Raw genomic sequence first — 13,486 nt, 5'->3', positions numbered from 1 at the left:
CTCGCAATGTCTACCGTAACGATGACAGGCCGCGGCGACGCATTCGCCGCCTTGTGGCGGGAACGCCTGGAAGCCGCGTTGAAGGCGGTCGTGGGGCCGGTCGCCGGCTTTGCGCTCTTCGTGTTGGTCTGGCAGGTGGTGGCGATGCGCATACCGGAGATCCCGACGCCCGGCGTCACCTGGCATGCTGCCGTCGATCTGTTCTCGGACCCGTTCTACGACAACGGCCCGAACGACAAGGGCATCGGCTGGAACCTGCTGGCCTCGCTGGAACGCGTGGCAGTGGGATTCGGTCTGGCGGCGCTGGTCGGCATCCCCGTGGGCTTTGCAATTGGCCGCTATGCCGCCGTGCGAGCCATGTTCTCGCCGATCGTCAGCCTATTGCGGCCGGTGTCGCCGCTGGCGTGGCTGCCGCTGGGGTTGCTGCTGTTCAAGGCGGCCAATCCCGCTGCGATCTGGGCCATCTTCATCTGTTCGATCTGGCCGATGATCATCAACACCGCCGTGGGCGTGTCGCGCGTGCCGCAGGACTACCTGAACGTGGCGCGCGTGTTGAACCTGTCGGAATGGAAGGTCACGACCAAGGTGCTGCTGCCCGCGGTGCTGCCCTACATGCTGACCGGCGTGCGGCTGTCGATCGGCACGGCTTGGCTGGTGATCGTGGCCGCTGAGATGCTAACGGGCGGCACGGGCATCGGCTTCTGGCTGTGGGACGAATGGAACAACCTGAAGGTCGAGCACATCGTCATCGCCATTTTCGTGATCGGCATCGTGGGGCTGCTGCTGGAAACCCTGCTGGTCGCGCTGGCCCGCCGTTTCACCTATACCGAGGAATAGCGCCATGAAGAAATTCGTACGCATCGAACGCGTGGGACAGACCTTTGACACCCGCAAGGGCGCCTTCGTGGCGCTGCGCGACATCGACCTGACGGTCGAGCAGGGCGAGTTCATCACGCTGATCGGCCATTCGGGCTGCGGCAAGTCCACCTTGCTCAACCTGATCGCCGGGCTGACCCGGCCGACGAGCGGCGTGCTGCTGTGCGCCGAACGCGAGATCACCGGCCCGGGTCCCGACCGCGCGGTGGTGTTTCAGAACCACTCGCTGCTGCCGTGGCTGACGTGTTTTCAGAACGTGCACCTGGCGGTCGAGCGGGTGTTCGGCGCCACGGAAAAGCGCGCCCAGCTGGTCGAGCGCACGCGCGCCGCGCTGGATCTGGTGGGCTTGCTGCCCGCGCAGAACAAGCTGCCTCGCGAGATCTCCGGGGGCATGAAGCAACGCGTGGGCATCGCGCGCGCGCTGGCGATCGAGCCGGGCGTACTGCTGATGGACGAGCCGTTCGGCGCGCTGGATGCGCTGACCCGCGCGCACCTGCAGGACGAGCTGCTCAAGATCGTGGCCAAGACGCGCACGACCACCATCATGGTCACCCACGATGTGGACGAAGCCGTATTGCTGTCGGACCGCATCGTGATGCTGACCAACGGACCGGCCGCGACCATCGGAGAGATCCTGCCCGTGCCGCTGCCGCGTCCGCGCGACCGCGTGCGGCTGGCCAATGATCCGACGTATCTGGCGTGCCGCGCGGGCGTGGTGGATTTTCTGCATCGCCGCCACGGCAATCCCGAGCGCTCGCAGGCCGCGGCGCAGGCAAATGCGGCGCTGTCGGTCGTGCCTGCGCCGCTGGAGCAGGCAGCGACGACGGCACGCGCCGCCGCGTAGGAGTGTCGTCATGCAAGCCAGGCAGAAGCTCGTCGTGGTCGGCAACGGGATGGCCGGCATTCGCACCGTGGAAGAGCTGCTCAAGCTCGCGCCGGATCTCTACGACATCACGGTGTTCGGGGCCGAGCCACACACCAACTACAACCGCATCCTCCTGTCGCCGGTGCTGACCGGCGAGCGCACGCTGCAGGACATCGTGCTGAACGACGAGGACTGGTATGCGCGCCATGGCATCCGGCTGCTGCGCGGCCGCAAGGTGACGGACATCGACCGCGCGCGGCGCATGGTGGTGGCCGCCGACGGCACGCGCACGCCGTACGACAGGCTGCTGCTTGCAACCGGGTCAAACCCGTTCATCCTGCCGGTGCCGGGCCACGACCTGGAAGGCGTGGTGGCGTTTCGCGACATCGGCGACGTCAACCGGATGATCGATGCCGCCTCGCGCTACCGGCACGCGGTGGTGATCGGCGGCGGATTGCTGGGCCTGGAGGCCGCCAACGGCCTGGCGGCGCGCGGCATGACCGTGTCGGTGGTGCACCTGGGCGCGGCGCTGCTGGACCGCCAACTGGACGGCGAGGCCGCCGCACTGCTGCGCGAAAGTCTGGAAGCACGGGGATTGACGTTCTTGCTCCAGCGTCAGACCGAGTCGATCCTGGGGGGCGCGGACGGGCGTGTGCGCGCGGTGCGCTTTGCGGACGGGACGGAAATCCCCGCGGACCTCGTTGTGATGGCAGCCGGCGTGCGGCCGAACACCGAGCTGGCGCAACGCTGCGGATTGCACGTGGACCGAGGTGTGGTGGTGAGCGACACGTTGCAGACGTTCGACCCGCGCATCTATGCGGTGGGGGAATGCGTCAGCCACCGCGGCACGGCCTATGGCCTGATCGCGCCGCTGTTCGAGCAGGCCAAGGTTGCAGCCAACCATCTTGCCCTGCATGGGATCGGCCGCTACGAGGGCAGCGTCACGTCGACCAAGCTCAAGGTGACAGGCATCGACCTCTTCTCCGCGGGCGACTTCGCGGGCAGCGCGCAGACCGAAACCATCACGTTGGCCGACATGCCGGGCGGCATCTACAAAAAATTGGTGATCCAGGGCGACCGCCTGGTGGGCGCGTGCCTGTACGGCGACACGGCAGATAGCGCGTGGTACATGCGGCTGATCCGCGAAGGCGCGGGCATCGGCGCGCTGCGCGATCGGCTCATGCTGGGCGAAGCGGCGGGGGAGTAGGAAATGGACATGCCGATGGCGCGCCGGATTGAAATCATTACCGACGTGGCGCGGGAGGTCGCGTCGGTCTGCTGTTATTGCGGCACGGGCTGCGGCGTGCGCGTGCAGGTGCGCGGCGGCGCGGTTGCCGGCGTGCGCGGCGACGACGCGCATCCAGCCAATCAAGGGCGCCTGTGCAGCAAGGGGCTGGCGCTTGCCGACACGGTGCGGCGCGACGGCGCGCGCGTGCTGTCGGCGCAATGGCGCGAAACGCGCGGGCAACCTTTGCGGGATATCGCGCTGCCGCACGCGCTGGATATCGCCGCGGAGCGGCTGGCCGACGCGATCACGCGGCACGGCCCGGATACAGTGGGCTTCTATCTGTCGGGCCAGTTGCTGACCGAAGACTACGCCGTCTTCAACAAGCTGGCGCGTGCGCTGGCGGGCACCAACAACATCGACACCAATTCCCGCTTGTGCATGTCGAGCGCCGTCTCGGGCTACAAGCGCACGCTGGGCGCGGATGCGCCGCCCGCCTGCTACGACGACCTGGAATTGGCCGACACCGTGCTGATTGCCGGCTCCAACATGGCCTATGCGCACCCCGTGCTGTTTCGCCGGCTGGAAGCTGCGCGGGCCAGCCGGCCGCACATGAAGGTGATCGTGGCCGATCCGCGGCGCACCGACACTGCCGCGTTTGCCGACTTGCACCTGCCGATCACGCCGGGGTCGGACGTGGCGCTGTTCAACGCCATGCTGCATGTGATGCTGCGCGAGGGCTTGGTCGACGAGGCCTACATCGCGCGCCATACCGAGGGCTTCGAGACGCTGCGCGCGCGCGTGCAGACGTGTACGCCCGAGGCGGCGCAGCGCCTCTGCGGCGTGCCCGCTCGGGACATCGTTCAGGCGGCGCGCTGGTTCGGCCAGGCGCAGGCGGCGCTGTCGCTGTACACGATGGGCTTGAACCAGTCGGTGGCGGGCACCGACAAGAATGCGGCGCTGATTCACCTGCATCTGGCCACCGGCCAGATCGGGCGCCCCGGCGCCGGGCCGTTTTCGCTGACCGGCCAGCCCAATGCCATGGGCGGGCGCGAAGCGGGTGGCATGGCGACCCTGCTGCCGGGCCATCGCGATCCCGCGTCAGCCACGGACCGCGCCGAGGTCGCGCGGCTGTGGGGGGTGGAGAGCCTGCCCGACGCGCCGGGCGCGCCGGCGCTCGACATGTTCGACGCGGTGCTCGACGGGCGCATCAAGGTGCTGTGGATCGCGGCGACCAATCCGGCGCAGTCGCTGCCGGATCAGGCGCGCGTGCGGGCCGCGCTGGCCCGCGCCGAGTTCGTCATCGTGCAGGAAGCCTTTGCCGGCACCGAGACGCTGGCCCATGCCGACCTGGTGCTGCCGGCGGCGACCTGGCCCGAGAAGTCCGGCACAGTGACCAATTCGGAGCGGCGCATCAGCCGGGTCCACGCCGCCATCGCGCCGCCCGGTGATGCGCAGCCCGACTGGCGGCTGGCGCAGGCGGTCGCCCAGCGGCTTGCGGCGCGTATCGCACCGGCCAAGGCGGCGCTGTTTGCCTATGGCGACGAAAGCGAGGTTTTTGCCGAGCACGCCCGCATGACCGCCGGCCGCGACCTGGACTACAGCGCGCTGGATTACGCCGTGCTGGCGCAGCACGGACCGCAGCAGTGGCCGTACCGGGCGGGGCAGGGCATCGCGCGCCTATATGCCGACGGCGTGTTTCCCACCGCCAGCGGCCGCGCCCGCTTCTGCGACGTCGCATGGCGGCCGACCGCCGAAACCGTCTCCGACGACTTTCCGTTGCAACTCACGACTGGCCGGTTGCGCGATCACTGGCACACGATGGCGCGCACTTCGCTGGCTCGGGCGTTGACGCAGCATGTCGAGGAGCCGTGGGTGTCGCTGCATCCGGACGACATGCGCCGCCTGGACCTGGTGCCCGGCGCGCTGGCGAGGCTGCAGTCGCGGCGCGGCGCGCTGGTGCTGCCGGCGCAGGCCGACGAGTCGCTGCGTCCCGGCCAGGCCTTCGTGCCGATGCACTGGGGCAGCGCCTTCATGGCCGGGTTGGGCGTGAACGCGCTGACCAATCCGGCCGCCGATCCGATATCGCGCCAGCCCGAGCTCAAGTTCAGCGCCGTGCGCGCCGAGCCGGCGGGCCTGGCATGGCAGGCAGCGGCATGGCGGCGGGGCGATGCCGCTGCGCTGCGGAACCGGCTGGCGCCATGGCTGCGCCGTTTCGACTATGCCGTCGTGCTGCCGGTTGGTGCGGGCGGCGTCCGGTTGCGGCTTGCCAGCCGCGACGCGCCGCAGGCCGCCGTGCTGCACGAACTGGCCGACGCCCTGGACCTGCGGCGTCCCGACGTGGCGTACGACGATCCGGCGCGCGGCCATTTGCGCCGGGTCAGCGCCGGGCAAGGCGAGCTGCGCGCCTTTTTGCTGACGGGCGATCTACGCGCGCAGGAGCCGCTGCTTGCGTGGGCCGCGGGGGGCGAGGCGCCCGCCAGCATCGCGGCGCTGCTGATGGGACGCGTCGCGGGCGCGGTGCGTTCGCGTACGGTGTGCGTCTGCAATGGCGTCAGCGAAGCGGCCATCCTGAAAGGCGTCGAAGGCGGCTGCGATCTGGCGGCGCTGAAGGACACGCTGGGCTGCGGCACCGGTTGCGGCTCATGTGTGCCGGAGATCCAGGCGCTGATGGCGCGCGCCCCAGCGGCGCCGGCGCTGGCGTGACGACACGTTCGGACATACGCCGGGCACGGCAACCGGTGTAGTATCAAGCCAGCTGTCCCCGAGGCGGGACGGCGCTTTCGGATTTCTGGAGTGGCTTGTGACGACGATGCGAAAAATGGCATCCCTGGTTTTTTCGGCCGGCGCGTTGGGCGTGGCCGCCTCGGCGCAGGCCGGCGTGTGCGATGCGCAGTTCATGCACGACGGCGGCGCCGTCCAGCTGACCGGCACGGGCAATCTGGCGCTGGGCGCGGATCTGACCTTCGCCGAAGTTACAAAAAGCAATGGCGACAACTGCCGCGCGCGCGTGCAGGGCGTTGCCCGATTCAGCTATGCGGGTCTGCCGCCCGGCAAGTCCAAGCTCGATTACCTGATGACCGTCAAAGGCGGCCAAGCCACGTTCCTGCGTTACGCCAGCGCCGGCGAAGCGCCCAAGCCTTCCGAGGGCCAGTTCGACCTGCGCATGCTGGGCCTCTTTGCCTACGATGGCAAGCTGGCTACGGGCCAGAAACTGCCCGGCTCGTCGTTCCGCCTGAAGATCGGCAAAGAAGCGCCGGTGGGCGGCCAGCCCAGCACTACCGTACGCATCGGCGAGAAGACGGTCGGCCAGAAAACCGCGCTGGATACCGCGCTGGGCAAGCAGTCCTGCCACCCGATCACCTACACGCGCAATTCAGACCCCACGATGGCCACGTTCCAGGGCCTGACCATTCCCATCCCCGGCATGAACTCGACGGTTACCGATTGGTATTGCCCCGCCGTGAATCTGGTGATGAAGCAGGACATCGACCAAGGCGGCGTGAAATCCGCCGTTGAGATTACGCAGATCAAGTAGCACCCGGTAGCAAGCGGGCGATTGCGCCCGCATGGCGGCTGGTATCATCGTTTTCGTCATGGACACACAACAGGAGCTCAAAAAATGGCAACGAGAAAATCCGAAGACGTCGCAAAAGAAAAACTCATCGACAGTGTCAAGACCAGCCTGAACGACGCCGAAAGCCTGCTGCGCGAAGCCGCCAGCAGCACCGGCGACAAGGCCAACGAACTGCGCGACCGCGCCCTGACGTCGCTGCGGCGCACGCGCGAGGCCCTGTACGAAGCGCAGGACGCCGTCCTCGAGCGTGGCCGCAAGGCCGCCCGTGCGACGGATGACTATGTGCACGACAATCCCTGGCAAGCCATCGGGGTGGCAGGCGTGACCGGCCTGCTGCTCGGCTTGCTGATCAGCCGCCGCTGACAGGGCAGGGCGTCCGGGCGGCAGGCGCGGCTTGATGCCGCTGCCTGCCGCCCGGCGTTCTTTCAGCCATGGGTCTACGAAAAACTGTTTTCGGTGTTGCCTCCAGCCTGGTCGGGCTGATGCGCACGCGGTTGGAGCTGCTGGCTCTGGAAGCCGCGGACGAAAAGGCGCGCCTGCTCAAGCTGCTGGGCCTGGCATTTGCGGCCCTGCTATTTTTGACGCTGGCGGTGCTGGTGGCCACCATCACCATCGCCGTGGCGTTCTGGCCCACGGAAGACCGCTACCTGGCCCTCGGGCTGCTGGCGGCTTTCTATGGTGTTGCCGGCGTGGTGCTGCTGCTCGTGGTGCGCCATGGGCTGGTGTACGGACCGGCGCCGTTCTCGGCCACGCTCGAAGAGCTGGGCCGCGATGCGGAATTGCTGGATCGCGTGCGCGATGCGCAAGCCGATGACGACACCGCGGTCCGCCGACGCGAGGGGTTCTGAGCCATGCACAAACGATCTCCCACCGTCGACCGCGCCGTGCGCATCGAACTGCTGCGCGCCCGCGCCGCGATCGAGCGCGAATCGCTGGCGCAGAATATCGTGTCGGCCGGGCGCAGGCTTGAACCCAGCGCGCTCATCCGCGGCATGCTGCCGGGTCTTGCGTCGGGCGGCGCGTCCCGCTGGGCCTTGCAGGCCATCACGCTGGCGCGGCGCTATCCCATCATCAGTTCGTCGCTGTCCGCCATGTTCATGCGCGGCGGCAAGCGCGGCAAGCTTCTGAAGCTCGCCGGCGGCGCCTTCGTGGGCTGGCAGCTCTTGAAGGTCTGGCGCGGCATGCGCCAGGACGACGACCGGGAACGCGACTGACGCCAACCGTAATAACAAAGCCCCGTTTCCGGGGCTTTGTTATTTGGGCAAAGAGGCCAATGGCTACAGGCCCAACTGCCCCCACATATCGTCCACGCGTTTCTTCACGTCGGCGTCCATCGTGATGGGCGTACCCCATTCACGATTCGTTTCGCCCGGCCACTTGTTGGTGGCGTCCAGTCCCATCTTGCCGCCCAGGCCGGACACCGGCGAGGCGAAATCCAGGTAGTCGATCGGGGTGTTTTCGACCAGCAGCGTGTCGCGCACCGGGTCCATGCGGGTGGTCATCGCCCAGACCACTTCCTTCCAGTCGCGCGGATTGATGTCCTCGTCCACGACCACGATGAACTTGGTGTACATGAACTGGCGCAGAATGCTCCACAGGCCGAACATGACACGCTTGGCGTGGCCCGCGTACTGCTTGCGGATCGACACCACAGCCAGGCGGTAGCTGCAGCCTTCGGGCGGCAGGTAGAAATCCACGATCTCCGGCAACTGGCGGCGCAGCAGCGGCACGAAGACCTCGTTTAGCGCCACGCCCAGCACGGCGGGCTCGTCGGGCGGCTTGCCGGTGTAAGTGGAGTGATAGATGGGGTTGCGGCGCATCGTGATGCGCTCGACCGTGAAGACCGGGAACCAGTCCTTCTCGTTGTAGTAACCGGTGTGGTCGCCGTACGGGCCTTCCAGCGCCATTTCGTAGCCGGTGTCGGGCGGCGGATTGACGCCTTCGGGCACCACGGGCTTGATGGCGCGCGGGTCAGATGACGGCAGCAGATGGCCTTCCAGCACGATCTCGGCCCAGGCCGGCACGGACAGGTTGCTGCCCAGCGCCTGCGCGACCTCGGTGCGCGAGCCGCGCAGCAGACCCGCAAACTGGTATTCGGACAGGCTGTCCGGCACCGGGGTGACGGCGCCCAGCGTGGTGGCCGGATCGGCGCCCAGCGCCACGGCGATGGGGAAGGGCGTGCCCGGGTTGGCGATCGCGTGGTCGCGGAAATCGAGTGCGCCGCCGCGGTGCGACAGCCACCGCATGATGAGCTTGTTCGGTCCCAGCAATTGCTGGCGGTAGATGCCCAGGTTCTGGCGCTTGGCGTTGGGCCCGCGCGTGATGACCAGGCCCCAGGTCAAAAGCGGCGCCACGTCGCCCGGCCAGCAGGTCTGGATGGGCAGCCGGTTCAGGTCCACGTCGTTGCCTTCCCAGACGATTTCCTGGCAGGCGGGGCTTTTGACGTTCTTGGGGCTCATGTCCCACAGCGCCGACTTCAGCATCGACACCTTGGCCAGCGCGTCGCGCAGGCCCTTGGGCGCTTCGGGCTCGCGCAGCGAGGCCAGCAGTTCGCCGATGTCGCGCAGCGCGCTGACGTTGTCGGCGCCCATGCCGCGCGCCACGCGGGCAGGCGTGCCGAACAGATTGGCCAGCACCGGCATCTGCGCGGGCTGGCCATTGTGGCGGGCGTTTTCGAACAGCAGGGCGGGGCCTTCGGCCCGCAGCACGCGGTCGGAAATCTCCGTCATTTCAAGCTGCGTCGACACCGGCGCGGCAATGCGTTTGAGCTCGCCCATGCGTTCAAGTTGGGCGATGAAGTCTCTAAGGTCGCGGTATTTCACTACAGATCCCAGCGATTTGGTTACATTTCAGGTTCAAAGAGAGGTTAACATTGACTCCCTCTTTTTCACGCAGGAGGTTTTATGCCCGATGCGTCAGTGGCCAGCCTGTTCAGGAACATGGCCCAAGGAGTGCACCAATATCTTGCCGAATCCCTGCGCATTTGCTCTGTCTATCTGGGCATCGCGGTCATTGTGACGGTAAGCATGGGATTCGCCCTGCCTGGTTTGCGCGACCAGGCATTGCAAGTGCACAAAGCCTTGTTGACCGCCCTTGCGCCTTCATCCATGCAGGCCAGCTCCGAATCCGAAGCCGGCTCCGAACTGGGTGCCGACACGTCGTCGGCAATTGCCATGGCCGTACCCACCACACCCGCCAGCAACGCCACCGGCATGCTGGGTCCGGCCCGTGTTGCGCCGCCCGCGCCCAAGAAGACCGCTTCGGCGGCCACCGGACCGCAGGCCGAAGCACTGCGCAACTATATCTCGCGCAAGTACAAGGTTGCCTATGACGCGACCGGTCCGCTGCTGAACACCGTGTACAAGGTCAGCCGCGAAAAGCAGCTTGATCCCTTGCTGGTCCTGGCCGTGATCGCCATCGAATCGCGCTACAACCCGCTGGCCGAAAGCCATGTGGGCGCGCAGGGCCTGATGCAGGTCATGACCAGCGTGCATCAGGACAAGTTTGACGCGGTTGGCAAGAACCCGCTGGACCCCGCCGCCAACATCGGCGTGGGCGCCACGATCCTGCGCGACTGCATCAACCGCCGCGGTTCCGTGGACGGCGGCCTGGCGTGTTACGTCGGGTCCACCGGGCCGGACGACAACGGCTACGGCGCGAAGGTGCAGGCGGAACGCCGGCGCCTGGCGCTGGCATCGGGCATCGCGCTGGCGCGCGATTGATCCCTGTCCCCCTTTGCCAACAGGCGCGCTCCGCAAGGGCGCGCCTTTTCATTGGGTCAGCGTTGCAGCAGCACGCCCATCCGGGCCACCGCCTCTTCCAGGCGATCCAGGCCCGTGGCATACGAAAACCGCATCGTGTGCGCCGCATGCGCGGGTCCGAAGTCCAGGCCCGGCACGGCGGCCACGCCGGCTTCCAGCAACAGGCGCTGCGAGAACGCGGCGCTGTCCATGCCCAGGTTGCTGATATCGGCATAGATATAGAAGGCGCCGTCCGGCTTGACCGGCACGTCGATGCCCAGGCGCTCGAATTCCGGCAGCAGGTAGTCGCGGCGCTGCTTGAAGGCCTCGCGGCGGTGTTCGAAGATCTTCAGCGCGGCGGGCGTGAAGCAGGCCAGCGCGGCGTGCTGGGCCAGCGTGGGCGCGCAGATCGCCAGGCTGGAGGCGATCTTTTCCACCGGCGCGACCATGTCGTCGGGCACGATCATCCAGCCCAGGCGCCAGCCCGTCATGTGGAAGTACTTGGAAAAGCTGTTGATGACGATGACATCGTCGTCCAACGTCAGTGCCGAGCGCGGCTGGCCGTCATAGGACAGCCCCAGGTAGATTTCGTCGACGATGGCAAAGCCTTCGCGTGCACGGACCTGCGCCAGCAGCTCGGTCAGCTCGCCGTGGGCGATGGACGTGCCGGTGGGATTGCTGGGCGAAGCCACCATCACGCCCTGCGTGGCGGGCGTCCAGTGCCGCGCGACGTCGTCGGCGGACAACTGGAAGCGCTTTGCCGCCGAGCTGGGAATCAGGCGCGGCACGCCGCCGGCGGCCAGCACGAAATTGCTGTTGGCGGGATAGGACGGATCGGGCATCAGCACTTCGCCGCCGGTGTTCACCAGCGCCGCGCAGGCCAGCGTCAGGGCGCCCGAGGCGCCTGCGGTCACAATGACGCGGCGCGGGTCGATGGCGGCGCCGAACTGGTCACGGTAGAACTGCGCGATGGCTTCGCGCAGCGGGGCGATGCCCGCGCCCGGGCTATAGCCGCTGAGGCCGGCGCGCGCGGCGCGGTCCAGCGCTTCCACCACCTGAGGGGGCGCGGTAAAGTCCGGTTCGCCGATGCCCAGGCTGATAATGTCTCGTCCGGCCGCCTGCAGCGCCTGCGCCTGCTTGAACAGTTCCATCACCTGGAACGTCAGGAAATCGTGAGTGCGGGTAGCGAGGCGGGGCATCGGAATCTCGAAAGCGTCATCTAGCAAAAAAGGAATTGTAGTCATGCAGCCATCCCGGCGCGCCTTTCTCATGGGCCGGCGGCCTGTCCAGACGCCGTGGGCAGCCTTCGTGCAACGCCTGGCGCTGGTATGCCACGGCAAGGTCCGCGACCTGGGCGAGGGCGGGGCGGACGGCACGTGCGCCATTCTCACGCTCGCGTCCGAGGCCGACGTCGTCCAGGCGCGCAAGCTGTGCGCGGAATACCGCGTGACGCTGGAGCTGGAAGGGGCGGAGGGGCCCTTTGCGCCCTCCGCCCGACCGCGCCTGCGGGTGGATCCCGTGTTGTTGACCGAATTGACGCGCCTGGACGGCGACGTGCCGCAGTGGCGCGCGCAGCCGGGCGTGACGTTGGCCGAGCTGGCCCGCGCGGGGTTGCGGCAGTTCGCCGGGCTGCCGGGCGGCATGACGCTGGCCCAATGGGTGGCGGCCCCGGCGGCCTGGCCGGCGGGCCACTGCGCGGCCTCGGGCCTCGTTGCGGCCGACGTCCTGCTGGCCGATGGCGTAGAGGAGACGCTGGGCGCGTTCGGCGAAACCGACGTGCAGCCGCTGCGTTCAGCCACCGTGCAGCGCCTGGTGCCCGCGCTGTTCCAGTTGGCGTCCGGCGGCGATGCGTTCGCCACCAACGACGGCTATCACTGGCTGGGCCGCTACCGGCTGGACGCGCTCAAGCCCGTGGCGCCGGCCACCGTCAACCTCGCGCAATTGCTGCTGGGCCATGGCGGCACGCTGGCCTGGCTGCAGGGCGCGGTGCTGATCGACGTGCCGCCCGGCGACGCCCGCCAGGCCGAAGGCGGGGCCGGGCCCACCCCGGCCACCCCGGGATTGGCGACCGTGCGGCTGGACGGACGTGTCAAAACCAATTTCGACCCCGATGGCTGCTTCCCCGAAATCGAATGGCCCGAAGTCTGACAATCGTTCAGCTTGCTGTAAGATTTCGGCGCTCGACCTCAAGAAAGACGCAGGTCCGCGTATCGCGCGGCCTGTCATGGGAATAGAATTCCTCCCTCTTTCGTGTCACACACTCTAGCCAGTAGCCGACCTATGGATGCCAACCTTCGCAAAGCCGCCCTTGAATATCACGAGCACGGGCGCCCCGGCAAAATCTCGGTCACGCCGACCAAGCAACTGACGAACCAGCGCGACCTGGCGCTGGCGTACTCGCCCGGGGTGGCGGCGGCCTGTGAGGAAATCGTGGCGGATCCCGCCAACGTGTTCCGTTACACGGCCCGCGGCAATCTGGTGGGCGTCATCACCAACGGCACCGCGGTGCTGGGCCTGGGCAACATCGGCGCGCTGGCCTCCAAGCCGGTCATGGAAGGCAAGGCGGTGCTGTTCAAGAAGTTCGCCGGGCTGGACGTCTTTGACATCGAAATCAACGAGACCGACCCGGACAAACTGGTCGAGATCATCGCCGGCCTGGAAGCCACCCATGAGCAACGAGTATGTGATGNGCCTCCAAGCCGGTCATGGAAGGCAAGGCGGTGCTGTTCAAGAAGTTCGCCGGGCTGGACGTCTTTGACATCGAAATCAACGAGACCGACCCGGACAAACTGGTCGAGATCATCGCCGGCCTGGAAGCCACTTTCGGCGGCATCAACCTTGAAGACATCAAGGCCCCGGAATGCTTCACCGTCGAGCGCAAGCTGCGCGAACGCATGAAGATCCCGGTCTTTCACGACGACCAGCACGGCACGGCGATCTGTGTGTCGGCGGCCTTCATCAACGGCCTGAAGGTCGTGGGCAAGGACATCAAACAGGTCAAGGTCGTCACGTCCGGCGCGGGCGCTGCGGCGCTGGCTTGCCTGGACCTGATGGTCGATCTGGGCCTGCCGCTGGAAAACATCTGGGTGACCGACATCGAGGGCGTGGTCTACGAAGGCCGCACCACGCTGATGGACCCGGACAAGGCGCGCTTTGCGCAAAAGACCGACGCCCGCAAGCTGGCCGAGAGATCGGAAGAGCGT

Annotated in this window: 12 protein-coding genes and 2 pseudogenes; 12 read left to right on the top strand and 2 right to left on the bottom strand. The window is 67.4% G+C overall.

Going from position 1 to position 13,486, the window contains the following annotated elements; genetic code table 11:
• Positions 1–6: 6 nt before the first annotated feature.
• The 8 genes and pseudogenes from ntrB (at position 7) to ASD71_RS26725 (ending at position 7,757) form a co-directional block, all read left to right on the top strand.
• Positions 7–837 carry a nitrate ABC transporter permease gene (ntrB, locus tag ASD71_RS26760; RefSeq protein ID WP_056571656.1) on the top strand — a complete coding sequence of 277 codons (831 nt, stop codon included), beginning with the start codon at positions 7–9 and terminating at the stop codon, positions 835–837.
• 4 nt (positions 838–841) lie between these two features.
• Positions 842–1,720: an ABC transporter ATP-binding protein gene (locus ASD71_RS26755; protein WP_056571653.1), complete on the top strand. Its 879-nt coding sequence runs from the start codon at positions 842–844 to the stop codon at positions 1,718–1,720.
• 10 nt (positions 1,721–1,730) lie between these two features.
• Positions 1,731–2,939: pseudogene (locus tag ASD71_RS26750) on the top strand (NAD(P)/FAD-dependent oxidoreductase); the annotation flags it as partial.
• A 12-nt stretch (positions 2,940–2,951) separates the two neighbouring features.
• Positions 2,952–5,672, top strand: a complete 2,721-nt coding sequence (locus ASD71_RS26745) for a nitrate reductase (protein WP_056571650.1) — start codon at positions 2,952–2,954, stop codon at positions 5,670–5,672.
• 106 nt (positions 5,673–5,778) lie between these two features.
• Positions 5,779–6,504 carry a hypothetical protein gene (locus ASD71_RS26740; RefSeq protein WP_082579076.1) on the top strand — a complete coding sequence of 242 codons (726 nt, stop codon included), beginning with the start codon at positions 5,779–5,781 and terminating at the stop codon, positions 6,502–6,504.
• Positions 6,505–6,588: 84 nt separating this feature from the next.
• Complete coding sequence (locus tag ASD71_RS26735; RefSeq protein ID WP_056326638.1) at positions 6,589–6,906, top strand: YqjD family protein; 318 nt, start codon at positions 6,589–6,591, stop codon at positions 6,904–6,906.
• Positions 6,907–6,974: 68 nt separating this feature from the next.
• Positions 6,975–7,391, top strand: a complete 417-nt coding sequence (locus ASD71_RS26730) for a phage holin family protein (protein WP_056571644.1) — start codon at positions 6,975–6,977, stop codon at positions 7,389–7,391.
• 3 nt (positions 7,392–7,394) lie between these two features.
• Complete coding sequence (locus ASD71_RS26725) at positions 7,395–7,757, top strand: hypothetical protein (protein ID WP_056571642.1); 363 nt, start codon at positions 7,395–7,397, stop codon at positions 7,755–7,757.
• Between the two features lie 63 nt (positions 7,758–7,820).
• On the opposite strand, the gene ubiD is transcribed toward ASD71_RS26725, so the two are convergent.
• Positions 7,821–9,365: a 4-hydroxy-3-polyprenylbenzoate decarboxylase gene (ubiD, locus tag ASD71_RS26720; RefSeq protein WP_056571639.1), complete on the bottom strand. Its 1,545-nt coding sequence runs from the start codon at positions 9,363–9,365 to the stop codon at positions 7,821–7,823.
• An 81-nt stretch (positions 9,366–9,446) separates the two neighbouring features.
• Between ubiD and ASD71_RS26715 the strand changes: the two genes are divergently transcribed.
• Complete coding sequence (locus tag ASD71_RS26715; protein WP_056571636.1) at positions 9,447–10,265, top strand: lytic transglycosylase domain-containing protein; 819 nt, start codon at positions 9,447–9,449, stop codon at positions 10,263–10,265.
• 56 nt (positions 10,266–10,321) lie between these two features.
• Here ASD71_RS26715 and ASD71_RS26710 read toward each other — a convergent pair whose 3' ends face one another.
• Positions 10,322–11,482, bottom strand: coding sequence for a pyridoxal phosphate-dependent aminotransferase (locus tag ASD71_RS26710; protein ID WP_056571633.1), 1,161 nt, complete (start codon positions 11,480–11,482; stop codon positions 10,322–10,324).
• Between the two features lie 43 nt (positions 11,483–11,525).
• Here ASD71_RS26710 and ASD71_RS26705 point away from each other — a divergent pair, with 43 nt between their 5' ends.
• The 3 genes and pseudogenes from ASD71_RS26705 to ASD71_RS27850 form a co-directional block, all read left to right on the top strand.
• Complete coding sequence (locus tag ASD71_RS26705; RefSeq protein ID WP_056571629.1) at positions 11,526–12,431, top strand: hypothetical protein; 906 nt, start codon at positions 11,526–11,528, stop codon at positions 12,429–12,431.
• A 132-nt stretch (positions 12,432–12,563) separates the two neighbouring features.
• A pseudogene (locus ASD71_RS27855) lies at positions 12,564–12,972 on the top strand (NADP-dependent malic enzyme); the annotation flags it as partial.
• Position 12,973: 1 nt separating this feature from the next.
• On the top strand, positions 12,974–13,486 hold a 513-nt coding region (locus tag ASD71_RS27850), incomplete at both ends, for a malic enzyme-like NAD(P)-binding protein (protein ID WP_304438800.1).

Source organism: Achromobacter sp. Root565, assembly GCF_001427425.1.
GTDB lineage: Bacteria > Pseudomonadota > Gammaproteobacteria > Burkholderiales > Burkholderiaceae_B > Achromobacter > Achromobacter spanius_D.
Note: the sequence above shows the minus strand (reverse complement) of the source record. Positions and strands in the feature narration are given on the sequence as shown.

Coding starts and splice junctions, on each gene's coding strand:
- ntrB (WP_056571656.1), top strand. CDS start 7: ATGTCTACCGTAACGATGACAGGCCGCGGCGACGCATTCGCCGCCTTG.
- ASD71_RS26755 (WP_056571653.1), top strand. CDS start 842: ATGAAGAAATTCGTACGCATCGAACGCGTGGGACAGACCTTTGACACC.
- ASD71_RS26745 (WP_056571650.1), top strand. CDS start 2,952: ATGGACATGCCGATGGCGCGCCGGATTGAAATCATTACCGACGTGGCG.
- ASD71_RS26740 (WP_082579076.1), top strand. CDS start 5,779: ATGCGAAAAATGGCATCCCTGGTTTTTTCGGCCGGCGCGTTGGGCGTG.
- ASD71_RS26735 (WP_056326638.1), top strand. CDS start 6,589: ATGGCAACGAGAAAATCCGAAGACGTCGCAAAAGAAAAACTCATCGAC.
- ASD71_RS26730 (WP_056571644.1), top strand. CDS start 6,975: ATGGGTCTACGAAAAACTGTTTTCGGTGTTGCCTCCAGCCTGGTCGGG.
- ASD71_RS26725 (WP_056571642.1), top strand. CDS start 7,395: ATGCACAAACGATCTCCCACCGTCGACCGCGCCGTGCGCATCGAACTG.
- ASD71_RS26715 (WP_056571636.1), top strand. CDS start 9,447: ATGCCCGATGCGTCAGTGGCCAGCCTGTTCAGGAACATGGCCCAAGGA.
- ASD71_RS26710 (WP_056571633.1), bottom strand. CDS start 11,482: ATGCCCCGCCTCGCTACCCGCACTCACGATTTCCTGACGTTCCAGGTG.
- ASD71_RS26705 (WP_056571629.1), top strand. CDS start 11,526: ATGCAGCCATCCCGGCGCGCCTTTCTCATGGGCCGGCGGCCTGTCCAG.